Genomic DNA, 25,554 nt, shown 5'->3' on the forward strand with positions numbered 1-25,554 from the left:
CGAAAGCTATGCGACCGAAGGAACCTAGCAGCCGGTCAGGTGCCTCTTGGGCCGCTCCTGCCGATAGTAGTAGCGTCCGGCTTCCGTGAATCCCGAGCGGGCGTACAGCTCCCGGGCGCCGGCATTGGCCGCCGTCACCAGAAGCCAGTATCCGCTGAGGCCCAGGGCGTCACCTTCACGCAGCAAGGACCGGAGAACCCGGGTCGCGTAGCCGTGGCGACGGGCATCAGGGCGGGTAGCCATGGCGTACAGGCCACCCTCCGTGCCGGACGGAACGGCAAGGCGTCCGACGGCGGCGGGCGCGCCGTCGTCGTCCCGCACCAGGGCGTACAGCGACCGGCAGCCTTCGAGGATAGCGCGGGCGGTGGCGAGGGACTCCTCGCCGCCGCGGCCGTCCACTCTCCACCACAGCTGGAGCCATTCGGCCGACGGCTCTGCAGTCAGTTCGACGCCGGCGTCAGGCGCCTCGCCAGCAGATACGGGCTCCGCGCCGGCGTCGCGCACCAGGACCAGGGTCTCCGACTGCCGGGTGAAGCCTTCCTCGTCGAGGACAGCGTTCAGGGCGCTACTGCGGGAGTCGTCGAAGACCTGGAAGATCACCGGAAGCCGGCGGCTGCGGTACCAGGCCCGGGCATCCCGGAGCCGCGCCATCCGGTCGTGGTGGGTGCCGGCAGGCTCCGAACGCGGCCAGATCGAGTTGGCCCGCTGGGTCACGCCGCCCGCGGCACGCAGCACCCAGCCGCCGGACTCTTCCCGGTCAGTGGCGGGCCAGGCAGCATCCATGGCGGATTCAATGTCAGACAGTCCGATGCGAGCCATGCGTCTCCCTCCTTTATCAACGGCAAGGGGCTCCCCGGTTGTCCCGGGGAGCCCCTTGCTCGTGTTTGTGCCTCGGCGGATCAGGCCTTCGTGGCGCCGGGATCTGCCTTCTTTGCCTCGGGCTTGAAGTCGACGCCGGCCTCCTTACGCTGCTGCGCGGTGATCGGCGCAGGAGCCTGGGTCAGCGGGTCGTAGCCGCCGCCGGACTTCGGGAAGGCGATGACGTCGCGGATCGACTCCACGCCGGCGAGGAGTGCCACTACGCGGTCCCAGCCGAAGGCAATGCCGCCATGCGGCGGAGCGCCGAACTTGAAGCCTTCCAGGAGGAAGCCGAACTTCGTCTCGGCATCTGCCTTGTCCAGGCCCATGAGCTCGAAGACACGCTCCTGGACATCACGCTCGTGGATACGGATGGAGCCGCCGCCGATCTCGTTGCCGTTGCAGACAATGTCGTAGGCGTAGGAAAGCGCGGACTCCGGGTCCTTGTCGAACGAATCCATGAATTCCGGCTTGGGCGAGGTGAAGGCGTGGTGGACTGCGGTCCACTGGCCCGCACCTACGGCGACGTCGCCCGAGGCCACTGCGGCTGCGGCGGGTTCGAACATCGGCGCATCCACGACCCAGCAGAACGCCCAGTCGGCGGGGTTGATCAGGCCGGTGCGGTGTCCGATTTCGACGCGGGCGGCACCGAGGAGGGCACGGGAAGGCGTCTTCTCGCCGGCGGCAAAGAAGATGCAGTCTCCGGGCTTGGCGCCGACGGCGTCGGCGAGGCCGGCACGCTCGGTATCCGTGAGGTTCTTGGCTACGGGACCGGCCAGTTCGCCGTCTTCCTTGAAGAGGACGTAGGCGAGGCCCTTGGCCCCGCGCTGCTTGGCCCATTCCTGCCAGGCGTCCAGCGCGCGGCGTGCCTGCGAGGCCCCGCCGGGCATGACCACTGCACCGACGTAGGGCGCCTTGAACACGCCGAAGTTGGTGTCCTTGAAGAACTCGGTGAGCTCGGTCAGCTCCAGGCCGAAGCGGAGGTCCGGCTTGTCTGAGCCGTAGCGTGCCATGGCATCCGCGTAAGTGATGCGCTGGATGGGCGTCGGGATCTCGACGTCGATCAGCTGCCACAGGGCTTTGACGATGCTTTCGCCGAGCGAAATGATGTCATCCTGCTCGACGAAGCTCGCTTCGATGTCCAGCTGGGTGAATTCCGGCTGGCGGTCCGCGCGGAAGTCCTCATCGCGGTAGCAACGCGCGATCTGGTAGTACTTCTCGAACCCGCCCACCTGCAGGAGCTGCTTGAAAAGCTGCGGGGACTGCGGCAGCGCGTACCAGGAACCCGGCGCGAGGCGTGCGGGGACCACGAAGTCGCGGGCGCCTTCCGGCGTCGAACGCGTGAGCGTGGGTGTTTCGATCTCCACGTAACCGTCGCGGTGGAGCAGTTCGCGCGCCACGCGGTTGGCCTCGGAGCGCAGGCGCATGTTACGGGCGGGGCCCGGGCGGCGCAGGTCGAGGTAGCGGTGCTTGAGGCGGGCTTCCTCGCCCACCTCGACGTGCTCGTCGATCTGGAAGGGCAGCGGATCAGAGGTGTTGAGGATGGTCACCTTCTCGGCGATAACCTCGATCTGGCCGGTGGCCAGCGCCGGGTTTTCGTTACCCTCCGGACGCTGCGACACCGTACCGATGACCTGCAGGACGTACTCATTGCGGAGTCCGTGGAAGACCTCTTCTTCGCGGACGACCACCTGGGAAACGCCCGAGGCATCGCGAAGGTCAACGAATGCCACACCACCGTGATCACGACGCCGGCCCACCCAGCCGGCAAGGGTTACGGTTTGTCCAATGTGCTCGGAGCGAAGGGATCCGAGGTCATGTGTGCGCAGCACAGCACGCCTTTCTTAGGGAGACAGCAGGAATACAGAGATGATGTTGAATGGGACCGTTAGGGAACAGTCCCGTTCGAGTTTACCCGTTGGAGAGGCTTTACATCCGCCATGCAGACCCATCAGCGGCTCCAGCGCCGGCTCGGAGTGTTTGACGCCACCGCAATCGGGCTCGGCTCAATGCTCGGCGCCGGCGTGTTCGTCGTCTTCTCCCCTGCCACCGCACTGGCCGGCCGGCTCATGATCGTTTCCGTGCTCATCGCCGGCGCGATTGCCTACTGCAATGCCGTTGCCTCCGCCCAGCTGGCCGCCAAATACCCGGCCAGCGGAGGCACCTACGTTTACGGCCGGAAACAGCTGGGCGAATGGCCGGGATTTATTGCCGGCTGGGGTTTTGTCACCGGGAAGACAGCATCGTGCGCGGCCATGGCCCTGACTTTTGGCTATTATGTGGCCCCGGATTACGCCACGCCCGTGGCCGTTGCAGCCGTAGCAGTGCTCACGGCAGTCAACCTCATGGGTATCACCCGCACAGCGCTGCTGACCAGGGTCCTGCTCGGCATTGTTCTCGCCACCCTGGTGTTTGTCGCGGTTGCGGGTGTGATGGGCCCCCACCCGGGGCCCGGCGTGTCGGCGGAAAGCCCCGGCAGCGGCTGGGGAATCCTCCCGGCCGCCGGTCTGATGTTCTTTGCCTTCGCCGGGTACGCCCGGATCGCTACGCTGGGCGAGGAGGTCAAGAATCCCACCCGCACCATTCCGCGGGCGATACTGGCCGCACTGGCCGCTGCCTTCGTGATCTACCTGGGACTCGCCGTCCTGCTGCTGTGGCACCTGTCCCCGCGGCGGCTGGCTGGATCCGTGTCGCCCCTGCTGGACGTCGTAGCCTTTTCCAGCCTCAGCGCCGGCAGCCCGCTGGTTCAAGCCGGCGCAGCCGCCGCATGTTTGGGGGCCCTGCTCGCGCTCATTACCGGAGTGGGCCGCACGGCGCTGGCCATGGCCCGGGAGCGGGACCTCCCCGCTCCCCTGGCCCGGGTGGGCGGACGGCACACTGTTCCGGTCGTCGCTGAGCTCTCCGTGGCCGCCGCGGTGGTTGCCCTGCTCATCACCACGGACGTCCTCACCGTGGTGGGGTTCTCCAGTTTCGGCGTGCTGATCTACTACTCCGTGACCAACGCCGCCGCCTTCACCCTGACCGAACGACCGGCATCCGCACCCCGATGGATGAACGCTGCGGGATTCGCGGGGTGCCTGCTCCTGGCCGCTACGCTGCCGTTTGCCTCCGTTGCGGGCATGGCAGCAGTGCTTGCCGCCGGGATTGCCGGCCGGTTCCTGGTACTGAGGTTCCGGAAGCGGCAGCCCAGGCCTTAAGGCCGCTCAGGCCTTGAGGATCCGGACGTGCAGGTCCTCTTCGGCCGGCGTCCAGGAAGCGGGGTCCGCGTCTGTCTGTTCGCCGGAACGGATGTCCTTCACCTGGTGCTTTCCGTCATCGTCTGTGAACCAGACGAACGGGATGCCCCGGCGGTCGGCGAACTTGATCTGCTTGCCGAATTTTTCCGCTTTGGCGGCCACCTCGGTGGAGATTCCGCGGGAGCGCAGCTGCGCGGCGACGTCCTGGGCCGCGCCCCAGCTGTCGTCGTTGTTCAGGGCGACGAGCACTGCGGTCGGCACTGATCGCGTGGCCTGTGCCAGTTCCTGGCTCAGGATCCTTGAGACGAGACGGGTGACGCCGATGGACAGGCCGACGCCCGGGAACTTCCGGTTTCCCTTGCTTGCCAATGCGTCGTAGCGTCCGCCGGAGCAGATGGAGCCAAGCTGCTCGTGGCCCACCAGCACGGTTTCCACCACGGTTCCGGTGTAGTAGTCAAGGCCGCGGGCGATGCTGAGGTCCGCCACCACCTTGCCCGGCGCACGCTGGACCGCGGCGGCAATGACCTGCTCCAGCTCATTCAGGCCCTCCTCCAGCAGCTCGTCCTTCACGCCCAGGGCACGGACCTTCTCAACGAAGGAAGTATCCTCGGTGCGGATGCCGGCCAGGCTCAGGGCGGCCTGCGCCTGTTCCTCGGAGGCTCCCAGCTCAGTCTTGAGGAGGTCGGCCACCTTGGCAGGACCGATCTTCTCGAGCTTGTCGATGCTCCGCAGGACTCCGGCGGTATCCGTCAGTCCGATCCCGCGGTAGAAGCCTTCGGCCAGCTTGCGGTTGTTGATGCGCAGGCGGAAGTCCGGAATCGGGAGGGCGCTGAGGGCTTCAGCGATCACGAGGGCGATTTCGACGTCGTAGCGGAACGGCAGCTCGCCGTCGCCCACGATGTCGATGTCCGCCTGCGTGAATTCGCGGGCGCGGCCTTCCTGCGGTCGCTCGCCACGCCACACCTTCTGGATCTGGTACCGGCGGAACGGGAAGGCGAGGTATCCGGCGTTTTCGACGACGTACCGGGCGAACGGCACCGTCAGGTCGAAGTGCAGGGCCAGGGAGTGGTGGTCGCCCTTGGCGGCCCTAGAGTCCTCTTCGTCCTCCTGCAGGCGGCTGAGGCCGTACACCTCTTTGTCGATTTCACCCTTGCGGAGCAGCTGGCCCACCGTTTCCACGGCACGGGTTTCGATCGAGGAGAAGCCGTGCAGCTCAAAGACCCGCCGCAGGGTGTCCAGCACATGCAGCTCCACCAGCCGCTCCTCGGGAAGCCACTCGGGGAATCCGGACAGGGAGGCGGTGCGTGCCATGGTGGATTTTCTCCTCAGGTAACAGAAGGCTGACGTCCCTTACCCGGTATTCCGGTTCCGCCATGCGATCAAAAGCGGCGGTTAGGGCGGGAGACCAGCCAGTCATGCATAAACTATGTGCGGCAGTCAGTTTATGCTTTCGGCGCCGGCAACTCTAATGGAGCGGCCCGGAGCACGCCTGCCGCTTGCTGCCGGACACCGGACGTCGCCCATGGCCCGTTCGGCTGGCCGGCCCGACAACCAGGAGGACTTTTGGCGGCCAGTTCACGGAGCGCCCGCGAGGCAAAGCGGCGCATCCTGCAAATGGAAGCGAAGCGCGAGCTGCGGCGGCACCAGGAGAAGCGCCGCAGGCGCGACAATATCATTGCTGTCAGTGCCGGCGCCGCTGCCGTGGCACTCGCGATCGTCCTTCAGCTCACTGTGTTCGCCGGTAACCCCTCCGAGGAGGAGTACGCGGCCGCGCAGGCAGGCCTGACCAGCCCTTCGGCGTCGCCCGCACCGTCGGCCACGAACGGTCCCAACATCCCCAAACCGGAGACCGCGGCTGGCAAGGTGTTCACCGGCGAGCTCAAGCTGAACAGCGGCACCCTGGGCGTTGAGCTGGACGGAACGAAGGCACCGCAGGCAGCAGCGGTCTTCAAGTCCCTTGCTGACGAAAGCTATTACAACGGCATCAGCTGCCACCGGCTGACCACGGGCGAAACGTTCGGCGTCCTGCAGTGCGGATCGAAGACCGGTGACGGGCAGGGCGATCCCGCGTACACCTGGGGCCCGCTTGAAAACACGCCGGCGGACAACAACTATCCGGCTGGAACGATTGCAGTGGCGCGGACCGGCGGCAATGCCTACGGGAACGGTACGCAGTTCTTCATCGTCTATAAGGACACCGTCATCCCGGCCGATGAAGCCGGCGGATACACAGTGGTGGGCAAGGTGACCTCCGGCCTTGATGTGGTAACCAAGATCGCCGCCGGCGGTATTAAGACGGGCGGAAGCGCAACAGACGGCGCTCCTGCGGAACCAGTCACGATAGACTCGTTCTCTCTGAAGTAACCAGCCTCGGCCTCCACGCTGCGGGTGCTGGTATTTCCCTCCAAGCGAAAGACTTTTAGCGGTGACAGACAGTCAGAAATCCGACGAAACAGTAACAGCCTCCGAAGAAGCCGAGACCGTGGCTCAGGTGGTTGACGACGCACAGGCAGCTGGCAACGACGCAGCTCCCGAGGCTACGGCAGAGGCGCAGTCCGGTACCCAGGAAGTTTCCGCAACGGAGGCCGAGGCACCCGCCGAAGACGCCCCCGCGGCCGAGGCACCCGCTCCGGCTCAGGCCGCCGACGACGCCGCGCAGGCTCAGGCCGCCGACGACGCCGCGCAGGCTCAGGCCGCCGACGACGCCGCGCAGGCTGAGGCGCCCGCGGCCCCGGCACCGCGTCCGGCGGCCCGCCCGGCGCCCTCACCGGCAGCGTTCGCCGCGCGGCCGAAGGCAGCGTCCTCGCCTGCAGTTCCCGTCCCCGCTCCTGTTTCCTCGGCTGCCTCCCTGGCCGAAGCCGCACGCTGGGGCCGCGTCGAAGGCGACGGCCACGTCTTCCTGACCATCGACGGCGAAGAACACCCCGTGGGTCAGTACCCGGACGTCAGCGACGAGGAAGCCCTCGGCTACTTCGCCCGCAAGTACGATGACGTGGTGGCCCAGATTGTCCTGCTCGAACAGCGGGTGGGCTCCAAGGCCCCCACCACCGACATGCAGAAGACCGTGACGCACCTGCGCGAGCAGCTGGCGGAACGCAACATGGTGGGCGACCTCCGCGCGGCCGAAGCCCGTCTCGATACGCTGTCCACGCAGATCGCCGAACTCGAGAAGGCCGAAAAAGCCGAACACGACGCCGTGCGCGCCGCCGAGCTGGCCGCACGGGAAGCGATCGTTGCAGAAGCGGAAGAAATTTCCGGCCACGACCCCGCGCAGATCCAGTGGAAGACCTCCAGCGCCCGCATGAACGAGCTCTTCGAAAGCTGGAAGGCGGCACAGAAGAACGGCGTGCGGCTGGGCCGCAGCAACGAGGACGCCCTCTGGAAGCGGTTCAGGGCAGCACGGACGGTCTTCGACCGCCACCGCCGGGCCTACTTCTCCCAGCTGGACAGCAATAACTCCGCAGCCAAGGCCGCGAAGGAAAAGCTGATCGCTGAAGCCGAAGCACTGTCCACCTCAACGGACTGGGGTTTCGCCGCAGGTGAATACCGGCGCCTGATGGACGAATGGAAGGCCTCACCGCGGGCCAGCCGCAAGGACGACGACGCACTCTGGGCCCGCTTCCGCGCCGCCCAGGACGTGTTCTTCACCTCACGCCAGGCAGCCAATGACGAGATCGACCAGGAGTACGGTGCAAACCTGACCGTGAAGGAAGCGCTCCTGGTCGAGGCGAACGCCCTGCTGCCCATCAAGGACCTGGGTGCCGCCAAGAAGGCCCTCCAGTCCATCCGTGACCGCTGGGAGGAAGCCGGCAAGGTTCCCCGCGCGGACATGGGCCGGATCGAAGCCGGGCTTCGGAAGGTGGAGGACGCCGTCCGACAGGCCGAAGACGAAAACTGGAAGCGGTCCAACCCGGAGACCAAGGCGCGGACCAACAGCGCACTCTCCCAGCTGGAAGCCGCCATCGCAGGGCTGAAGGAAGACCTCGCGAAGGCGGAGCAGGCTGGCGACCAGCGTAAGATCAAGGCCGCCCAGGAGGCCCTCGAGGCCCGCCAGGCATGGCTTGACCAGATCTCGCGCTCGGCCAGCGAACTGGCATAGTCGCGCAAGCTTAACGTACAGGCCCCGTTCCGGTTATCCACATAACCGGAACGGGGCCTGTACCGGTTTAAGGCCACAGGAAAAGATAGCTGAATGGCTACCTCGTCCCCCGTCCCCGCCAATTCCCGGTCTGCAGCAGCGGGGCGCACAGATATCGGTTCCGTAGAACTGTATTCACCCGGCCGAGTGTTCTCCTGGCCGGAACTGCAGGCCATGGCTGCAGACGGCATTCTGAACCAGCTGTATCAGCGCGGCTACATGCTCCCCGGAACTGCCGCCACGCCCCAGCTGCGCGCCCGCGCGGCGTCCTTCGCCGTTCCGCCGGCGATCCGGCAGCGGGTAGTTGCGGGGCGAATGACGGCGGCGTGGATCTACGGCTGTGCCGGGGAGCCGGATCGGCTTGCGCTCCTGGTGGATGCCACCCGGCGTGTCTCCAGCCTGAGGTCGACCCGCGGCTGCACCCTGCACGAAGTGCGGCTCGGTCCGTTTGACGTTGTCAGCCTGGGCGGCCTGATGGTTTCCAGCCCGCTGCGGACCGCACTGGATATCGCACTCCACGTCGACGCAGAGCGGGCGCTGCCGGCCCTCAGGAGAATGCTGGCAACCCCTGAATTGGACGTCAGGCTGCGGCTCCTGACCCTCGCGGTCGACGCCACTCCCCGGGTTCCGCACAAGAAGGCGGCACTGGAAAAACTCGCTGCCCTGCAGGCCCAGCCCGGCTAGCCGCACGCCTCGCGGGAAGCGTAGCGGTCGGCGCGGCCGGCAGTCAGCTGCGCCGGCGGTTTCCGGTTGTGCGGTACACATCGAACACGCCGTCGATGCGCCGCACGGCACTGAGCACGTGGCTCAGGTACTTGGGATCGCCCATTTCAAAGGCGAACTTCGAGATGGCCACCCGGTCAGTCGAGGTGTGCACACTGGCGGCCAGGATATTCACGTGGTTTTCGGAGAGGATGCGGGTGACATCGGAGAGCAAGGACTTCCGGTCCAGCGCCTCCACCTGGATCTCGACGAGGAAGACGCTGGACTGGGTAGGCGCCCATTCCACCTCAACGATCCGGTCCGGCTGGTCTTTCAAGTCCGACACATTCGTGCAGTCCGTGCGGTGAACCGACACTCCGGAGCCCCTGGTCACGAATCCCAGGATGGGATCCGGAGGGACCGGCGTGCAGCACCGGGCAAGCTTGACCCACACGTCGCCCACGCCCCGGACAATCACGCCGGAGTCGGAGTACTTCGTCTTGCTGACCTGAGTGGGGATGCTGACCTCTGTCAGGTCATCCTCCGGGCCCTCATTACCGCCAAGGGTCTCCACAAGCCGTTCCATCACGGACTGCGCCGAGGTGTGCCCGTCGCCCACACCGGCATAAAGTCCGGAGATGTCCACGTATTTGAAGTGCTCGGCCACTTCGGCGAGGGCGTCATGGGTCATCAGTCGCTGAAGTGGAAGGTTCTGCTTGCGCATCGCCTTCGTCAGGAGTTCCTTGCCGCGGTCGATGGCTTCTTCGCGGCGCTCCTTGCTGAACCACTGCCTGATCTTGTTGCGCGCGCGGGCGCTCTTAACAAAATGCTGCCAGTCCTGGCTGGGACCGGCGCCTTCAGCCTTGGAGGTGAAGATTTCCACCCAGTCGCCATGGTTGAGCTCACTGTTCAGCGGAACCAGCTTGCCGTTGACCCTGGCACCGATGGTCCGGTGGCCCACTTCAGTGTGGACGGCGTAGGCGAAGTCCACGGGGGTCGATCCGGCCGGCAGTGCCATGACCTCGCCCTTGGGCGTAAACACAAAAACTTCGCGGGCGTTGATTTCAAACCGCAGGGAGTCCAGGAACTCGCCCGGATCGGACGTTTCCTGCTGCCAGTCCACGAGGGACCGCAGCCAGCCCATGTCGCCGTCACGGGGGCTTCCGGGGCCGGCGGCCGTCCTGTTCGGCTGGTCCTTGTACTTCCAGTGCGCCGCGACACCGTACTCGGCTCGGCGATGCATTTCGTGGGTGCGGATCTGGATCTCCACCGGCTTGCCGCCGGGCCCGATGACCGTGGTGTGCAGGGACTGGTACATGTTGAACTTGGGCATCGCGATGTAGTCCTTGAACCGCCCCGGGAGCGGGTTCCAGCGCGAATGCAGCGTGCCAAGGGCTGCGTAACAGTCACGGACGGAGTCCACCAGGACCCGGACGCCCATGAGGTCGTTGATATCGTCGAAGTCCTTGTCGCGGACAATCATCTTCTGGTAGATCGAGTAATAGTGCTTGGGCCGGCCCGTGATGGTGGCCTTGATCTTCGCGGTCCGGAGATCTTCGGTGATCTGGTTCCGGATAACGCTGAGGCTCTTCTCACGCTCCGGGGTCCGGTCCCCCACCATGCGGACTATTTCCTCGTACACCTTCGGGTACAGCGCTGCGAAGGACAGGTCTTCGAGTTCCCACTTGATGGTGTTCATACCGAGCCGATGGGCCAGCGGCGCGAAAATTTCAAGCGTCTCGCGCGCTTTCCGTGCCGAGGACTCCGCCGAAACGAAGCGCCAGGTGCGGGCATTGTGCAGCCGGTCGGCGAGTTTGATCATCAGCACCCGGATGTCCTTGGCCATCGCCACGACCATCTTCCGGACCGTTTCGGACTGCGCGGCTTCGCCGAAGCTCACCTTGTCCAGTTTTGTTACGCCGTCAACGAGCATGGCCACCTCGGGACCGAAGTCCCTCTTGAGGTCCGCCAGCGTGTACGGCGTATCTTCAACCGTGTCGTGCAGGAGGGCGGCTGCCAGCGTCGTGCCGCTCAGGCCCAGTTCCGCCAGGATGGTGGCCACCGCGACGGGGTGCGTGATGTACGGATCGCCGCTCTTGCGTTTCTGCCCCCGGTGGCTCTGTTCCGCCACGACGAAGGCACGCTGGATGAGGTCGAAGTCCTCTTTGGGATTGTTCGCCCTGACGGTGCGGAGCAACGGTTCGAGGATGGGTGAATACGTCGCCGTGCCGCGGCCGGTCAGGCGGGCGAGCCTGGACCTGGTGCGTTCGCGGCGTCCGGGGAAGGTCGGCCGGAACCCGGAACTGTCAACCGGCACACCTGCGTCCGGGCGCCCGGACGCTACCAGACCGGTCTGCGGACCCTGGCCCGGACCTTCACCACCGTCGGCCGTTGGCGCCGACGTCGAACGTTCTTCCAATGAAGCACCCCTCACGACCCGTTAATTATCCCAGTCTATTCCTGCGGCAGGGCACTTCCGTAACCGGAACTCAGATGCGAAGGGCCGGACCCCGTCATGAATGACGGAGCCCGGCCCTTCAGGCGCGGACGGTTCAGGCTGTTGCAGTCTCCGTCGCGGCCGCTTCCTTGGCAGCAGACTCTGCCCGGCGGCGTTCCACACGCTCAGCCTGCTTCACCAGCTGCGGTTCGCCCTGGCGCAACCAGGCATACAGCGGGGCCGCGATGAAGATGGTCGCCGCGGTGCCGATCAGGATGCCGACGAAGAGGGCAAGCGAGAGATCACGCAGGGTACCTGCGCCCAGGAGGCCGGCGCCGATGAAGAGAATGGCACCCACGGGAAGGATGGCAACCATCATCGTGTTGATGGACCGGACGAGCGTCTGGTTGACGGCCAGGTTGACCTCCTCCGCAAACGTACGGCGGGTGGAGGCGTCAATGTCGGCCGTGTTCTCGCGGATCTTGTCGAAGACCACCACCGTGTCGTACAGCGAGTAGCTGAGCACCGTCAGGAAGCCGATGATAGCCGACGGTGTGACTTCGAAGTCGCTGAGTGCGTAAACGCCTGCAGTGATGAACATGGTCACGAGCATGCCCACCAGCGCGGAAAGCGACATCTTCCAGGTGCGGAAGTAGAGCGCCATCAGGACCGCCGCTATGACAACGAAGATCACCAGGCCCAGAAGTGCCTGCTTGGTGACGTCAGCACCCCAGGTCGGTCCCACGAACGTGGAAGTCACCTCGTTGTCCGTGACACCGTAGGCGGTGGTCAGCCCTTCCTTGATCCGGAGGGTTTCGTCATCGGTGAGCTTGTCCGTCTGGATCCGCATGGTGTTGCCGGCAACGTTGGCTACGCGTGGAATACTGCCCTCCACGACGTCCTGGACGGCCTTCTCGCCGAGGGACGCCTCCGTGGTCTTCACATTGGAAACGGTGAATTCCGACCCGCCCCGGAACTCGATGCCGAGGTTGAATCCGCCCTTGGCCACCGGGAGGAGGATGGACAGCGCCACGGCGACGGCCGCAATCAGGAACCAGATCTTTTTGGCGCTGACAAAGTTGTACGAGCGCTTGCCCGTGTAGAGCTCATTGCCGAACGTGGCAAAATTCGTGGTCATTTACTTGCCCTCCTTGGTCGTGCTCTTGGAGGAACCGGCAAGCTGCTCCTGCTTTTCCGCGAGGCGGCGTTCTGCGATGGTCATCCTGCGCTCAGCTTCGGCGGCTGCTCCGGTGTTCTTGGCGCGCACCACGGCCGGCTTGTCCTCCGGCGTGCGGAGCCTGCCGGCACCACGGTAGAGAGGCACGGCGCCGAGCCGCTTCGGGTCAAGGCCGGAGAACTTATGGCCCTCGCCGAAGAACTTGGTGCGGGCCAGCAGCTGCAGGGTCGGGTGGGTGAACATGAACACGACGATGAGGTCGGCGATGGCCGTCAGGCCCAAGGTGAAGGCAAAACCGCGCACGTTGCCTACGGCCACGAAGTAGAGGACCAGGGCTGCCAGCAGGTTCACTGCCTTCGACGCCAGGACGGTGCGCTTGGCACGCTTCCAGCCGTTCTCCACGGCGGAGACCAGCCCGCGGCCTTCGCGCAATTCATCGCGGATTCGTTCGAAATAGACGATAAAGGAGTCGGCTGTCTGGCCGATGGCCACGATGAGGCCGGCGACGCCGGCAAGTGACAGCCTGTAGTTTTCAGTCCACCCCAGGATGGCAATGGCCAGGTAGGTCAGCGCACCTGCAACCACGAGGGAGAAAATGGTGACAAATCCCAGGGCCCGGTACTGGAAGAGCGAGTAGACCACTACCAGGAGCAGGCCGATCACGCCTGCGAGCAGGCCCATCCGGAGCTGCTCACCGCCCAGTGTCGCGGAAATCTGCTGTTCGCTCTGGATCTCGAAGCTGATGGGGAGCGCGCCGAACCGGAGCTGATCGGACAATGCCTTCGCGGTATCCTCCGTGAATCCGCCTGTGATCTGGGGACGGCCGTCCGTGATCACCGCAAGTGAACGCGGGGCGGAGATGACCTGGTCATCGAGGACGATTGCGAACTGGGCCTTGGGATCGTTGCCTGATTCGCCGCCGGCCGCCACGAAGAACTGGTACAGCCGTTCCGTGACTTCCTTGAACTTGGCGGTGCCGGCCTCATCGAACTGGATGTTTACTGCCCATTCGTTGGTAACAGCACCCTGTGCACCCTGCTGCAGCTGGAAGGAGGAGGACTTGATGTTCGAGCCCTTTACTTCCACCGGACCCAGAATGTACTTGATGGCCGGGGACGTGGCCGTCGCAGGCTCACAGGTCACCAGCGGCTTGGCAGGATCCGAGCGCTCCTGCTTGTCCTGTGACGGGTTGTCGCAGTCCAGGGTCTCAAACTTCTTGTAGACCTCTGGCGTAACCCAGTTGACGTCGCTGCTGTTGGCCGGCGCAGCCGTCGGCTTGGGCAGCTTGTCTTCCGGCGTCTGTGATTCCACGGGTACTGCGGCGCCGGGACCGGCCTGGAGAACCGGCCGGAAGTTCATGTCGGCCGAGGCCTGAATGAGGGCGCGGGTCTCTTTGGAAGGCGTACCCGGGAGGCTTACCACCACATTGCGGCCGGACTGCGTGCTGATTTCAGCTTCCGCCACGCCTGAGCCGTCAACGCGCTGGCGAATGATCGCAACGGCCTGGTTGAGCTGATCCTCATTGATGTCCGAACCGCCTTCGACCTTGGGCGCCAGGATCATCTGGGTTCCGCCTTCAAGGTCAAGTGCGAGCTTGGGTGCCCAGCTGGCCTGGCCGGAAATGGAGCCGCCGGCGAGCACGGCAGTCATGACGGCGAGGATAACGCCGAGCCAGACCAGCACTCTGAGTGCTGAGTTTTTGGGGCCAGTACGTGCCATTGTCGATCTTTCTATTGTTTACGGAGGAGCCGCCGGGGTGAGCTGGGCTCACACACCGGCGGCAGCCCGCGGCCGTCGTTAGTTCTACGTAGCGGGACTTGGCGGAAGCGCCAGGTTAGCTGTCTTTCTTGCCTTCGTCGTTGAGACGCTTCAGTGATTCTTCCGGGGTCTCGTTAACAGTCTCGGCGCGGTCGGCGTCGTGCCCGGTCAGGGAGGAGGCGTCGTCCGGAACGACGGCAGGCTCGTCGTGCGCTGCAACCGGCTCAACGATCTTGGTGACGGCCTGACGGTGCACTGTGGCCAGGTTGCCCGGGGACAGTTCGATGACGACTTTGTTTTCGTCCTCGTCGATGGAAACGATGCGTCCATAAAGGCCGAAGCTGGTCATGACCTCGACGCCCGGAGCGAACTGGGACTGAAGCGATGCCTGCTGCTGCTGGGTCTTCTTGTTGCGGCGGAACATCATGAAGATGAAGAGTCCGAGCATCACGAAGAGCAGGATGGTCATGATGTCGATGCCGCCGCCGGCCTGCGGCTGGGTCTGGGCAGTAATGTGTCCGAACACAGGAAGTTTCCGTTCTGTACTTGCGTAGCTGATTTACAGCAACGTCGGCTTCGTTTCGGCCCACCCGGCAGAAAACCATGCCCAGCCAACGGCGGCCGGAGCCGCCCACAGAAACAAAGACCCGAACGTGCCGAGCGTCATACCAGTCTAAAGGGAAAGTCAGCCGGACGCTGCTATTGCCCGTTGGGCAGCCACTCCGCCACCGGCTCGACGCCGAGGTCTTCCACTTCGAAAAGCGCCAGCGCCTCCTGGCCGAACACCCCTTCCGGAACCGCATAGCCAAGGTGCGTCCAGGCCGGAGCCATGGCGATCCGCCCGCGTGGCGTCCGTCCCAGCAGGCCCTCACGGACAAGGTAGGGCTCAGCCACGGTTTCCACCGTTTCCGGTTCCTCCCCCACCGCAATGGCCAGCGTGGACAGCCCCACCGGGCCGCCGCCGAACTTGGTGATCAGGGCTTCGAGGACGGAGCGGTCCAGCCGGTCCAGGCCCCTTTTGTCCACTTCGTACATGTCCAGCGCGGCCGACGCTGTCCGGGCATCGATTTGCTCGATCCCGTGGACAAGCGCCCAGTCGCGGACACGGCGGAGCAGGCGGTTCGCAATGCGGGGCGTGCCCCGGGACCGGCCCGCTATTTCGCTGAAGCCCGCCGAATTGACCTTGAGGTCCAGCAGTCCGGCCGAACGCCTCAGGACGAGCTCCAGCTCCTCTACGGAGTAGAACTCCAGATGGCCCGTGAACCCGAACCTGTCCCGCAGCGGTCCCGGAAGGAGCCCGGCACGGGTTGTGGCGCCCACGAGCGTAAACGGAGGCAGCTCGAGGGGAATTGCGGTGGCGCCGGCGCCTTTGCCCACCACGATGTCCACACGGAAATCCTCCATGGCCATATACAGCATTTCCTCCGCAGGACGGGACATCCGGTGGATCTCATCCAGGAACAGGACTTCCCCCTCCGACAGCGAGGAAAGGATGGCGGCGAGGTCGCCGGCGTGCTGGATGGCCGGACCACTGCTGATCCGCAGCGGAGCATTCATCTCCGCGGCGATGATCATGGACAACGTGGTCTTGCCGAGGCCGGGCGGGCCGGAGAGCAGGACGTGGTCGGCACTGCGTCCGCGCATCCGCGACGCTTCCAGCACAAGCGACAATTGCTTACGGACACGGTGCTGGCCGACGAAGTCGTGCAGGTTCTTGGGACGGAGGGCCGCCTCGATGACCCTCTCCTCGGGCTCCTCTCCCCCGCCCACCAGGGAGGAATCAGCCACGGCTGCCTACCCGGTTGCCCGCACGCGCGCCGTCCTGGCCCAGCCAGCGCAGCGTGGCGCGCAGGATTTCGGCCACCTGGCCGCCGGCTTCGAGCTCCGGGGAGTCGGAGAGCGCCTTGTCGATGCTGGACGTGGCGTCCTTTTCGGACCAGCCAAGGCTCGTCATTGCCGCCACCACCTGCGGCTTCCACGGCGCGGAAGCGGCGGCTGCGGGCGCTGCCGCTGCACCGGTCCCGTGGGGCACCAGTTTCCCGGCGAGTTCCAGGACAATCCTGCCGGCGACCTTGGGGCCGATCCCCGGGACCTTCGTGAAGGCCTTTCCATCACCGGTGTGCGCAGCCACGCGGATTGCCTCGGGATCATGGACAGCAAGCACGGCCAGGGCCAGCCGCGGTCCGACGCCGCTGACGCTGAGCAGGACATCGAAGACCTCGCGCTCATCGTCGCTGGAGAACCCGAACAGCGTCAGTGAATCCTCACGCACGATCAGGGACGTGAAGAGCTTGCCCTCTTCGCCGGTGCGCAGCCCGCTGAGGGTCTGGGGCGTGGCGTTAACGCTCATGCCGGCGCCGTTGAGGTCGATCACGGCGGAGGACAACCCGACGTGCGCTACGGTTCCGCGGAGAAAACTGATCAAGGCCGGGCTCCTGGGTCTACAGCAAAAAATGCAGCCGGCGCGAAAACCGGCTATCCGAACATATCTACGAATACCCTAGCAAGGGGTCCGGACATTCACCGTGCACGGCGCGCCTTGGCTTCCGCCTCGGCCCACGCGCGCTGGGCCGGGGTCAGCGACTGGCTGCCCGGTCCGGTGGTGGCTATGGCAGCTCCGCTACCGGCCCGCCACGCATGCGTGATGGCCAGCGCCAACGCATCGGCAGCGTCCGCCGGGCGGGGCGGGGCATCCAGGCGGAGGATCTTGGTGACGAGTTTCGTGACGGCGTCCTTATTGGAGGTTCCGCTGCCGGTGACGGCCGCCTTGACCTCCGACGGGGTGTGCAGGGCGACGGGGATGCCGCGCCGGGCGGCGGCGGCAATCACCACGCCGGACGCCTGGGCAACCCCCATCACAGTGCTGACGTTCAGCTGGGAGAACACCCGCTCCACGGCAAGGACGTGGGGTTCGTAGCGGTCCAGCCAGTCGTCGATGGACGTGGCGATCAACAGCAGCCTCTGGTCCAGGCTCTCATCCGGGGACGTTCCCACCACGCCGACTGCCACCATGGTGGCGCGCCGGTTCTTCTCGACGTCCACGACGCCGATGCCGCAACGGGTGAGGCCCGGGTCGACTCCCAATACTCGGAGGGTCAAGGCCGGGCCTCAGTTTCACAGCTGGGCTGCGGGATCACTCGGCTTCCAGTGCGGCCTGCACTTCGTCGCTGAGGTCGGCATTACTGTAGACGTTTTGCACGTCGTCGAGCTCCTCCAGTGCGTCCACCAGCTTCATGAACTTCTTGGCGGCGTCGAGGTCAAGCGGAACCTCCATCGAAGGAACGAACTCAGCCTCGTCGGTGTCGTAGTCGATCCCGGCGTCCTTCAGGGCATCGCGGACGGCCTGGAGATCCTTCGGGTCCGAGTGGATCTCGAAGGTTTCGCCGTTGTCCTTGACTTCCTCGGCACCGGCGTCCAGGACGGCCATCAGGACGTCGTCCTCGCTGAGGCCGTTCTTGGGCAGGGTGACTACGCCCTTGCGGGAGAAGAGGTAGCTGACGGAGCCGGGATCGGCGATGGTGCCGCCATTGCGGGAGATGGCGAGGCGGACCTCGGACGCGGCACGGTTCTTGTTGTCCGTGAGGCACTCGATGAGCAAGGCCGAGCCCTGCGGGCCGCGGCACTCGTACATGATCTCCGTGTAGTCCACGACCTCGCCGGTGAGGCCGGCGCCGCGCTTGATGGCGCGGTCGATGTTGTCAGCGGGGACCGAGGTCTTCTTGGCCTTCGTGACGGCGAGTTCCAGGCTCGGGTTGCCCGCGAGGTCCGGGCCGCCCATCCGGGCTGCGACTTCGATGTTCTTGATCAGTTTGGCGAACGACTTTGCCCGGCGGCTATCAAGGATGGCCTTCTTGTGCTTGGTCGTCGCCCATTTGGAGTGGCCTGACATGCTTTACGCTTCTCCTCTGATCATTCGAATAAACAGTTCATGCACGCGCTTCTCCCCCGTCACTTCCGGGTGGAAGGAGGTGGCCAGCAGGTGGCCTGAACGCACTGCAACAATTCTAGCCGTCCCCTGCAGCGCGGCCGCATGCGAAGCATGCGCCGGATCCGCCGGCTCCACCTGCGCCAGGACCTCCACGCCGGGGCCCACGCGCTCCACCCAGGGGCCGCGGATGAACACCGCGTGCACCGGGGCGACACCGGAACCGGTGTCACTGAAGCCGAGTCCCTTGAACTCCAGGTCGATTTCGAAGGACTCCCGCTGCCGGCCGAAGGCGTTGCGGCGGACGGTGATGTCCAGTCCGCCGAACGTCTGCTGGGGATTGCCGGCCAAGTCCGTGGCGGGGTCCGCGATCTCGTCGGCGAGCAGGATCATGCCAGCGCACGAGCCGTACACGGGCAGTCCTTCGGCGATGAGCTTCCGCAAGGGGTCCGCGAGCTCGAAGGCCCTGGCCAGCTTGTCGATCGCGGTTGATTCGCCGCCGGGAATGATCAGGCCGTCGATGCCGTCAAGTTCGGACGGGCGCCTGATCCCGATGCCGGTGGCGCCGGTTGCTTCTGCGGCGCGCAGGTGCTCCCGGAAGTCGCCCTGGAGGGCCAGGACACCGATTCGCAGGCCCGCACCCGCGCGGGAATAGTCCGTGGAAGGGGGGTTGGTCATCCCATCAGCATAGTGGCCCCCGCGGCCGGAGGCTTGCCGGAACAGGCTGGCCGGCCCGCTTCCATGCCTCGACTGGGATATATTACAGAGCATGCTTTACATCAGCGTTCCGCTCGGCAAGCTCGTCCGCCGGGTCTCCCGGCTCAGGGGCGGAGGCTCTGCCCTCCCCGGCCTTGTGGTGGAGAAAATCGACCCGGGATTCATGCAGCGGACACTGTCCACGCTCCCGTTGGGCGTCGCCGTCGTCAGCGGAACGAACGGCAAGACGACCACTACCAAAATGGTGGTGGAACTGCTGGAGAGCCAGGGGCTGAAGGTCTTTACGAACCGCACCGGAAGCAACTTCACCCGCGGCGTGGCTGCGGCTTTGCTGGGCGACGTCGACTGGCGGGGCCGGCTGAAAGCGGACATCGCTGTGCTGGAGCTGGATGAGGCGCACGCCGTCCACTTCGTCAACAGGGTTCCGCCGCGCTACAGCCTGCTGCTCAACGTCCTTCGCGACCAGCTGGACCGCTTCGGCGAGATCGACAAGACCGCCCAGCTCCTGCAGCACATCGCTTCAAAAACCACCGGAACTGTGGTCCTGAACCGCGAGGACCCCCGCGTCGCCCGGATCGCCGACACCCTGGACGGACCGGAGGTCCGCTATTTCGGGCTCGACGATTCCTTGCTCAGCACGTTCCCGAACGACGACGACCTGCGCGCCGGCCCCGGCAGCCCGCTGCCGGCAATGCCCGAAAAGCCGCACGCCGACGTCGTGCTTCGCCGGGTAGGGACGGACGACGCCGATTTTGAGTACGACGGCGCCACGGTCACCACCGGGATGAAGCTCCGGGGGGTCTACAACATCTTCAACGCGGCCGCCGCGCTTGCGCTGGCCCGATGCATCGCCGGAAACGGCGCCACCCCGACGGATCATGACGGCCTGCTCAAGGCCCTGTCACAGGTTGCGCCCGCCTTCGGCCGGGGGGAAAGCCTGGTGGTCGACGGCCTGCCCCTGGACCTGGTGCTGGTCAAGAACCCCAGCGGTTTCCGCCTGGGCCTGAAGTCCTTCCCGGCCGGAGGCTACGCCACGATGGTGGCCATCAACGACAACTATGCTGATGGCCGCGACATGTCCTGGCTTTGGGACGTGGAGTTCGACTCGCTGCGTGAAGGCGGCGTGGACCAGTTGACCGGCTCCCGGGCCTACGACATGGCCCTGCGGCTGCAATACGACGACGTTGCGGTCGGTGCCGTCAATCCGGAGATCGCGCCTGCCCTCGCCGCCTTTATCCAAGGTGCGAAAGGCAAACCCAAACGCATCTTCTGCACGTACACCGCAATGCTGGCCATCCGCCGCGAGCTCTCCAAAATCACTACCGTGGAGGTGGTCTCATGAGCAAGGGAACCATCCGTGTCCTGCAGCTGTACCCGCGCGACATGAACATCTACGGCGACTGGGGCAACGCGCTGGTACTCCAGCAGCGCCTGCGCTGGCACGGCTACACCCCGGAACTCCTCGAATACAACGTCGGCGACGAATTCCCTGCCGGCGTCGACCTGATCGTGGGCGGAGGCGGCCAGGACAGCGGCCAGCTGGTCATCCAGGACGACCTGCTCTCCCGCGAATCGACGCTGAAGGAACTGGCCGAAGCCGGGACGCCCATGCTGCTCATTTGCGGGATGTACCAGCTCTTCGGAAAGTTCTTCAAAACCCGCACGGGATCGGTCATTCCCGGCATCGGCGTGTTGGATGTGGAAACCCACGGAACCGACGAACGCCTGATCGGGAACGTTACGGTGTCTTCTCCCGAGTTCGGCGACGTCCTCGGCTACGAAAACCACAGCGGACAGACGACGCTCGGCCCCGGAGTGCGGCCCCTTGGCAGTACCCCCAAGGGCATCGGCAATAACAGCAAGGACGGTCAGGAAGGGGCGCGTTACCGGAACATCGTGGCCAGCTACCTCCACGGCTCGCTCCTGCCGAAAAACCCTGCCATTGCCGACTTCCTGATCCGCACCGCCGTCGAACGCAAATACGGCAGCTTCACGCCGGGTGCGCCGGATGACCGCTACGCCGTGATGGCGCGTGAACACGCCGCACGGCGGCCACGCTAGGGGTGCCGGCCGGTTCGCGTCCGCCTGCCTTTCCGCCCCGAACGCCGGTGACGCTTTGTGACCGGCAGCAAACCGGTCCGTGGGAAACTGGTCCCATGGACACCGCAGCTGCCAGCTTCCCGGAACACCTCCGCAATCCGTCCCATCCCCGCGATCCAGGGGACGCGTGGGTCGAAGGCGCAATGGGCAAGTTCTGGGGCCGCTTCGGATCGGCAGGCCTCCTGGTGCAGGATCCCGCCAAAGGCATCCTGCTGCAGCACCGGGCCACCTGGAGCCACCACGGCGGCACCTGGGGTCTGCCCGGCGGGGCACTGCACCAGGGCGAAGACGCCATTACGGGCGCCCTGCGCGAAGCCCACGAAGAAGCGGCCGTGCCACCGGACAACGTCCGCGTCCTCTTCACGTCCGTGTTCGATGTCGGATACTGGTCGTACACCACCGTGGCGGTGCGCGTGGTGGAATCCTTCGAACCGGCTATCAACGATCCGGAGAGCATCGAGCTGAAGTGGGTCCCGGCCGGTTCCGTTGAAGACAGGGAACTCCACCCGGCGTTCGCCTCGGCCTGGCCTCAGCTGTGGCGCCGGCTGGCGCACCCTTAGTGATCCGCTGACTGATTCTCTGCCTGGTACCCTGAATGGTTTCTCTGACGGCGTAGCACTGGCCGGAGTAGTGGCGCGGGCATAGCCGTTGACATAGGTAGGCACCATGTCAGGAGGCACACCATGGCGGCAGCCAGCAGCGGGATCAACGGAGCCGACACTATTGAAGACCCGCTGGATTCCTATTCCGCAACAGTCATCCGCGTCGCGGAAACCGTCACCCCGCACGTAGCCGCCGTCGAAATGGCCGGCACGGGCCGCAACGGCGGATACCGGGTTGGCGCGGGGTCGGCCGTCCTGTTCACCTCCGACGGCTACCTGGTGACCAACGCGCATGTGGTGGGCTCCGCGGGAAAGGGGCACGCGGTGTTTGCCGACGGCACCCGGACGGCTGTTGAAGTGGTGGGTGCCGATCCCCTGTCCGACCTCGCTGTTGTCCACGGCAAAGCACCCATGGTCCGGCCGGCCGAATTCGGCGACGCCGAACTCCTCAAGGTCGGGCAGCTGGTGATCGCTGTCGGTAATCCGCTGGGACTCTCGGGCTCCGTGACCGCAGGGGTGGTCAGCGGCCTCGGCCGTTCCATCCCGGTGTGGTCGGGACGCAACCGGCGCGTGATCGAGGACGTCATCCAGACCGACGCCGCGCTTAATCCCGGCAACTCCGGAGGGGCCCTGGCCGACGCACGGGGCAGGATCGTGGGCATTAACACGGCGGTCGCAGGAGCGGGACTGGGTTTGGCGATTCCTATCAACGCGACGTCACGCCGGATTATCGCCTCCCTCCTCTCCGACGGGCGGGTCCGGCGCGCTTACCTGGGACTCGTGAACACTCCCGTTCAACTTCCGGTCAGCTCGGTGGTCCGCACCGGCCACCGGGATGGGCTGCTGGTTGTCGAAGTGCTTCCCGGATCACCTGCCGAACGGGCGGGCCTCCGCGCCGGGGACGTGCTGTTGAGCGTGGGGCGGAAATCCGTTTCGAACGCGGAAAGCCTCCAGAAGCTGCTGTTCTCGGAGGCCATCGGGGCACCATTGGACATTTCGGCGCTCCGCGATGGAAAAGAATTCCACGTTGTGGCCGTACCGGAGGAAATGAGCGCCCCGTAACATTACGGGTGATTGACGACCCCGCCCGAGCCGAATGGGCCGTGCGGCGCGCAAACACATCAGGGGCGCGTTGAAAACGTGTCCCAAGTCGACGATATCGCAGTTTCGAAAGTAATAAACCCCTGCTCCTATTCGGGTCCCGGCCGTCGCGCTATCGTTGTTCGTGAACACACCCTCCACCCACATGGACGTGGCGGACCGGTGTTGTTCCGGCACTACAGGCCGGCCACCGGACACCGTTACCGGAGCCGGGATTGTGGATATTGGGGTAGGCACGGGGGGTGCCCTCATATCGTTATCCGTGCGATTCACTTCACGCACCGTGGGGCACGGAGGTTCCCAAAAGCGGCAGGGGCTCTGCGCCACCGCTTTGAATCCGGCCACTGCAAAAATGGGGCATTGCGCCGATTCACGGAGCGCATATCCGCGAAAATTTGGGGCCACTAACCGCAGGCAAACGTCCGACTGGAATCGTATATCCGGCGCGGCCGGCAGCATGGCACGCTGGAACCCACACTGATCCACGACGGGTGATTCCAGCTGCCCGGGACAGCCTGCGGCCTATACCTGGGAATGAACCACAAGATAGGAAGATCTCATGAAGAGGTCAATGGGATTGCTCGCATCCACCCTGCTGGCCGCAGGACTTGGTATCGGGGGGACGGCAATGGCTGCCGGACCTGCCGCAGCGGATACGGGACTGCAGTCCGTCACGATTTCGGCTGAGAACTACCAGAGCTACACGGACCACAAGAGGGACGATGACAAGCGGGACTGGCGTCATGACCGCAGGTGGTGTGAGCGGAACGGCTACTGGCACCACCACAGGGGTGACAGGGACCATAGGGGTGGCTGGCACTTCCACAGCTACTGTGACGACGACCATCGGCGCGGCCGCCACTAGGTTGCCAACCGTCGCCTGACCGACCGGTCCTGGGCGACAAGGAGGGGCATCGCTTCCGGCGGTGCCCCTCCTCCGCCATTCATCGCTCCGTTCGCCGCGGCAACGCCTTCCCGCGCAACCGATCCAATGCCAGAGTCAGTACATGGACACCTGGGAACGAGAGGCCGCCGGCGTCATCAGTTTTCCCTCCGGCCGGCGCATCCGCGGCCGTGCACTGCGGCGTCCGCTCCCGGCGGGTCCGTTACCCGATTTCGCCGTCTACTTGCTCGGCAACCGGCCGGCTCCAACGGCATGGGAACAGCGGTGGGTGCGCTGGCCGGACTTCTGGCTGCCGGCAAACACAAATGACGCCATGGATGCCCTGCGGGAGGCCTGGGACCGGGCAGAATCGGAGCGAGTTGAAATCGCCTGCCTGGGCGGCCACGGCAGGACGGGCACGGCCCTTGCCTGCATCGCCGTTATGGACGGCGTTCCCCCGGAAAAGGCAGTATCTTTCGTCCGGGATCACTACGGTCCGGCCGTGGAAACACCCTGGCAGGACTGGTACGTCAGGCATGTTGCCGGCCGGATCAAGTGACCCGCTGCCCGTTTCACAGATCCGACGCCGCCGTCGTCACCGCTCCCCGGAAATGAGCAGTTCCCGGGCACCCGCCGCGGCGGCTCCCATGGATTCCACCACCGTCCGGGTCCTCAACCGCGTGGCAGCGTCCGCTTCGGCGCCGGCGCACGGTCCCTGCGGCGCATCGGCAGCCACGGAACACCAGCGGTAAGGGTCGCGGACGATCACCGACGGCACCCACGCCAGGTCCGATGCCTGCCATTTTCCGGCTGCATCCTGGCTGAACTGCGCCCGTACCAGCAGCCCCTCGTTGTTCACCACATACCAGGGGGACAGTTCGGTGATGCCGTTGCCCAGCCCGTAAACGATCCACGTGCCTTTGTAGTTTTCAATGGGCAGCACGGAGTGTGTGTGGTGGCCATAAATCATCGTGAACTCGCCGCTGTCAACCAGGGCATGGGCCGTGTCCTGCTGCTGGGCGTTCGGGACGCTGGCATATTCGTCACCGGCGTGCATGACTCCAAGGACGATGTCCGCACCGAGCGCCCTGGCCTTCTTCGCTTTGGCAATCATGGCCGGCGCATCAAGCATGTCCACCTGCCAGGCCTGCTCGGGGTACTGGCCGTTCAGGCCGTAGGCAGCTTCGATCACCGCTATCCTGGCGGCATCGGTCTGCAGGATCAGGATGCCCTGCGAATCGGCCTCGGTCCGGTAGGAGCCCGTGTGTTGCAGGCCGGCGGCATCCAGCGCGTCGAGGGTCCGGACGAGGCCGCTGGTCCCTTGGTCGATGGTGTGGTTGCTGGCTGTGGTACAGGCCTGGTAGCCAACGTCCTTCGACGCCGTGACGATCTGCGGCGGCACGTTGAACGAGGGATAGGCCGAGAAGGGACCCCCCGGTTCGGCGACCGGAGTCTCCTGGTGGCAGATGGCGAGGTCGCTTGCCCCGATGTACTCCCGCTGGCCTTCGAGCAACGGGGTGAAGTCCAACCCGGGTTTTCCGAGCGCCGCAGCGTCGGCACGTGCCTGGTCCCACAACTGGGCATGCACCAGCATGTCTCCGGTCACCAGAACGGACACGCAGCGGACCGCAGCGCACACCGGGCCCTTGCCCGGGGTCGGCTCCGGGGAAGGGGCCGGCACCTCCGGTGCAGCTGAAGACGGCGGTGCGGAGGCCGCCGTCGTGCTCGCCGCTTCGGCTGAACGCTGCCCGGCGCCTTGTTCAGCCAAGACACCGCACGACGACAGGCTCAGCAGCAGGGCGGCAGCGGCCAACGCCGCGACTCCCCGGCCCGCGGTTGATTTTCGGTAGCATCCTGGCGACTCCCCCATGGGCGCCATCCTATGGCGGGCCGTCCCGGAATCCCGAATAATCACCATTG

The 25,554-nt window shown here is 65.5% G+C and carries 23 protein-coding genes; 10 read left to right on the forward strand and 13 right to left on the reverse strand.

The features are described from left to right. Positions 1-24: 24 nt before the first annotated feature. Both ARTH_RS11585 and aspS read right to left on the reverse strand, forming a co-directional pair. Positions 25-819, reverse strand: coding sequence for a GNAT family N-acetyltransferase (locus ARTH_RS11585; protein WP_011692134.1), 795 nt, complete (start codon positions 817-819; stop codon positions 25-27). 80 nt (positions 820-899) lie between these two features. Beyond that, on the reverse strand, positions 900-2,690 hold the full coding sequence (gene aspS / locus ARTH_RS11590) for an aspartate--tRNA ligase (protein WP_011692135.1): 1,791 nt from the start codon (positions 2,688-2,690) through the stop codon (positions 900-902). A 108-nt stretch (positions 2,691-2,798) separates the two neighbouring features. On the opposite strand from aspS, the gene ARTH_RS11595 reads away from it, so the two are divergent. Further along, on the forward strand, positions 2,799-4,055 hold the full coding sequence (locus tag ARTH_RS11595; RefSeq protein ID WP_011692136.1) for an APC family permease: 1,257 nt from the start codon (positions 2,799-2,801) through the stop codon (positions 4,053-4,055). Positions 4,056-4,061: 6 nt separating this feature from the next. Here the strand turns inward: ARTH_RS11595 and hisS are convergent, their stop codons facing one another. Further along, on the reverse strand, positions 4,062-5,405 hold the full coding sequence (gene hisS / locus ARTH_RS11600; protein WP_011692137.1) for a histidine--tRNA ligase: 1,344 nt from the start codon (positions 5,403-5,405) through the stop codon (positions 4,062-4,064). A gap of 252 nt (positions 5,406-5,657) precedes the next feature. On the opposite strand from hisS, the gene ARTH_RS11605 reads away from it, so the two are divergent. The 3 genes from ARTH_RS11605 (at position 5,658) to ARTH_RS11615 (ending at position 8,916) form a co-directional block, all read left to right on the forward strand. Continuing rightward, positions 5,658-6,458 carry a peptidylprolyl isomerase gene (locus tag ARTH_RS11605; RefSeq protein WP_011692138.1) on the forward strand — a complete coding sequence of 267 codons (801 nt, stop codon included), beginning with the start codon at positions 5,658-5,660 and terminating at the stop codon, positions 6,456-6,458. A 61-nt stretch (positions 6,459-6,519) separates the two neighbouring features. Continuing rightward, the gene (locus ARTH_RS11610; protein ID WP_011692139.1) at positions 6,520-8,193 is read left to right on the forward strand and encodes a DUF349 domain-containing protein; all 1,674 of its coding nucleotides are present in this window, start codon (positions 6,520-6,522) and stop codon (positions 8,191-8,193) included. 93 nt (positions 8,194-8,286) lie between these two features. Then, complete coding sequence (locus tag ARTH_RS11615; RefSeq protein WP_011692140.1) at positions 8,287-8,916, forward strand: type IV toxin-antitoxin system AbiEi family antitoxin; 630 nt, start codon at positions 8,287-8,289, stop codon at positions 8,914-8,916. 43 nt (positions 8,917-8,959) lie between these two features. On the opposite strand, the gene ARTH_RS11620 is transcribed toward ARTH_RS11615, so the two are convergent. From ARTH_RS11620 to pdxT, 9 genes are all read right to left on the reverse strand, one after another. After that, complete coding sequence (locus ARTH_RS11620) at positions 8,960-11,353, reverse strand: RelA/SpoT family protein (RefSeq protein ID WP_011692141.1); 2,394 nt, start codon at positions 11,351-11,353, stop codon at positions 8,960-8,962. Between the two features lie 133 nt (positions 11,354-11,486). Next, positions 11,487-12,509, reverse strand: a complete 1,023-nt coding sequence (gene secF / locus ARTH_RS11625; RefSeq protein ID WP_011692142.1) for a protein translocase subunit SecF — start codon at positions 12,507-12,509, stop codon at positions 11,487-11,489. Next, on the reverse strand, positions 12,510-14,267 hold the full coding sequence (gene secD / locus ARTH_RS11630) for a protein translocase subunit SecD (protein ID WP_011692143.1): 1,758 nt from the start codon (positions 14,265-14,267) through the stop codon (positions 12,510-12,512). 115 nt (positions 14,268-14,382) lie between these two features. Then, positions 14,383-14,775 (reverse strand): preprotein translocase subunit YajC, encoded by a 393-nt coding sequence (yajC, locus tag ARTH_RS11635; RefSeq protein WP_043430739.1) that lies wholly within the window; start codon positions 14,773-14,775, stop codon positions 14,383-14,385. Positions 14,776-15,005: 230 nt separating this feature from the next. Next, positions 15,006-16,094, reverse strand: coding sequence for a Holliday junction branch migration DNA helicase RuvB (gene ruvB, locus ARTH_RS11640; RefSeq protein ID WP_011692145.1), 1,089 nt, complete (start codon positions 16,092-16,094; stop codon positions 15,006-15,008). Further along, a complete protein-coding gene (gene ruvA / locus ARTH_RS11645; RefSeq protein WP_011692146.1) occupies positions 16,087-16,731 on the reverse strand; it encodes a Holliday junction branch migration protein RuvA in 645 nt (214 codons plus the stop codon). Before ruvA ends, ruvB begins: the two co-directional genes overlap by 8 nt. 95 nt (positions 16,732-16,826) lie before the next feature. Beyond that, positions 16,827-17,405, reverse strand: a complete 579-nt coding sequence (gene ruvC, locus ARTH_RS11650) for a crossover junction endodeoxyribonuclease RuvC (protein ID WP_011692147.1) — start codon at positions 17,403-17,405, stop codon at positions 16,827-16,829. A gap of 34 nt (positions 17,406-17,439) precedes the next feature. Continuing rightward, complete coding sequence (locus ARTH_RS11655) at positions 17,440-18,195, reverse strand: YebC/PmpR family DNA-binding transcriptional regulator (protein ID WP_011692148.1); 756 nt, start codon at positions 18,193-18,195, stop codon at positions 17,440-17,442. Positions 18,196-18,198: 3 nt separating this feature from the next. After that, the gene (gene pdxT / locus ARTH_RS11660) at positions 18,199-18,909 is read right to left on the reverse strand and encodes a pyridoxal 5'-phosphate synthase glutaminase subunit PdxT (protein WP_011692149.1); all 711 of its coding nucleotides are present in this window, start codon (positions 18,907-18,909) and stop codon (positions 18,199-18,201) included. 91 nt (positions 18,910-19,000) lie between these two features. Here pdxT and ARTH_RS11665 point away from each other — a divergent pair, with 91 nt between their 5' ends. The 6 genes from ARTH_RS11665 (at position 19,001) to ARTH_RS11690 (ending at position 24,193) form a co-directional block, all read left to right on the forward strand. Next, entirely contained in the window at positions 19,001-20,290 is a 1,290-nt protein-coding gene (locus tag ARTH_RS11665) for a Mur ligase family protein (protein WP_011692150.1), read from the forward strand. Beyond that, positions 20,287-21,009: a type 1 glutamine amidotransferase gene (locus tag ARTH_RS11670; RefSeq protein WP_011692151.1), complete on the forward strand. Its 723-nt coding sequence runs from the start codon at positions 20,287-20,289 to the stop codon at positions 21,007-21,009. Before ARTH_RS11665 ends, ARTH_RS11670 begins: the two co-directional genes overlap by 4 nt. A 95-nt stretch (positions 21,010-21,104) precedes the next feature. Further along, positions 21,105-21,608 carry an NUDIX domain-containing protein gene (locus ARTH_RS11675; RefSeq protein WP_011692152.1) on the forward strand — a complete coding sequence of 168 codons (504 nt, stop codon included), beginning with the start codon at positions 21,105-21,107 and terminating at the stop codon, positions 21,606-21,608. 123 nt (positions 21,609-21,731) lie between these two features. Beyond that, positions 21,732-22,712 carry a S1C family serine protease gene (locus tag ARTH_RS11680; protein ID WP_011692153.1) on the forward strand — a complete coding sequence of 327 codons (981 nt, stop codon included), beginning with the start codon at positions 21,732-21,734 and terminating at the stop codon, positions 22,710-22,712. A gap of 598 nt (positions 22,713-23,310) precedes the next feature. Beyond that, on the forward strand, positions 23,311-23,616 hold the full coding sequence (locus ARTH_RS11685; protein ID WP_011692154.1) for a hypothetical protein: 306 nt from the start codon (positions 23,311-23,313) through the stop codon (positions 23,614-23,616). Between the two features lie 142 nt (positions 23,617-23,758). Then, positions 23,759-24,193: a protein-tyrosine phosphatase family protein gene (locus tag ARTH_RS11690; protein ID WP_011692155.1), complete on the forward strand. Its 435-nt coding sequence runs from the start codon at positions 23,759-23,761 to the stop codon at positions 24,191-24,193. Positions 24,194-24,229: 36 nt separating this feature from the next. Here ARTH_RS11690 and ARTH_RS11695 read toward each other — a convergent pair whose 3' ends face one another. Then, positions 24,230-25,504, reverse strand: a complete 1,275-nt coding sequence (locus ARTH_RS11695; RefSeq protein ID WP_052309688.1) for a CapA family protein — start codon at positions 25,502-25,504, stop codon at positions 24,230-24,232. Positions 25,505-25,554: the final 50 nt, after the last annotated feature.

This window comes from Arthrobacter sp. FB24, from assembly GCF_000196235.1.
Taxonomy (GTDB): domain Bacteria; phylum Actinomycetota; class Actinomycetes; order Actinomycetales; family Micrococcaceae; genus Arthrobacter.

Coding starts and splice junctions, on each gene's coding strand:
- ARTH_RS11585 (WP_011692134.1), bottom strand. CDS start 819: ATGGCTCGCATCGGACTGTCTGACATTGAATCCGCCATGGATGCTGCC.
- ARTH_RS11595 (WP_011692136.1), top strand. CDS start 2,799: ATGCAGACCCATCAGCGGCTCCAGCGCCGGCTCGGAGTGTTTGACGCC.
- hisS (WP_011692137.1), bottom strand. CDS start 5,405: ATGGCACGCACCGCCTCCCTGTCCGGATTCCCCGAGTGGCTTCCCGAG.
- ARTH_RS11615 (WP_011692140.1), top strand. CDS start 8,287: ATGGCTACCTCGTCCCCCGTCCCCGCCAATTCCCGGTCTGCAGCAGCG.
- secF (WP_011692142.1), bottom strand. CDS start 12,509: ATGACCACGAATTTTGCCACGTTCGGCAATGAGCTCTACACGGGCAAG.
- secD (WP_011692143.1), bottom strand. CDS start 14,267: ATGGCACGTACTGGCCCCAAAAACTCAGCACTCAGAGTGCTGGTCTGG.
- yajC (WP_043430739.1), bottom strand. CDS start 14,775: ATGACCATCCTGCTCTTCGTGATGCTCGGACTCTTCATCTTCATGATG.
- ARTH_RS11655 (WP_011692148.1), bottom strand. CDS start 18,195: ATGTCAGGCCACTCCAAATGGGCGACGACCAAGCACAAGAAGGCCATC.
- pdxT (WP_011692149.1), bottom strand. CDS start 18,909: ATGACCAACCCCCCTTCCACGGACTATTCCCGCGCGGGTGCGGGCCTG.
- ARTH_RS11665 (WP_011692150.1), top strand. CDS start 19,001: ATGCTTTACATCAGCGTTCCGCTCGGCAAGCTCGTCCGCCGGGTCTCC.
- ARTH_RS11670 (WP_011692151.1), top strand. CDS start 20,287: ATGAGCAAGGGAACCATCCGTGTCCTGCAGCTGTACCCGCGCGACATG.
- ARTH_RS11675 (WP_011692152.1), top strand. CDS start 21,105: ATGGACACCGCAGCTGCCAGCTTCCCGGAACACCTCCGCAATCCGTCC.
- ARTH_RS11680 (WP_011692153.1), top strand. CDS start 21,732: ATGGCGGCAGCCAGCAGCGGGATCAACGGAGCCGACACTATTGAAGAC.
- ARTH_RS11685 (WP_011692154.1), top strand. CDS start 23,311: ATGAAGAGGTCAATGGGATTGCTCGCATCCACCCTGCTGGCCGCAGGA.
- ARTH_RS11690 (WP_011692155.1), top strand. CDS start 23,759: ATGGACACCTGGGAACGAGAGGCCGCCGGCGTCATCAGTTTTCCCTCC.
- ARTH_RS11695 (WP_052309688.1), bottom strand. CDS start 25,504: ATGGGGGAGTCGCCAGGATGCTACCGAAAATCAACCGCGGGCCGGGGA.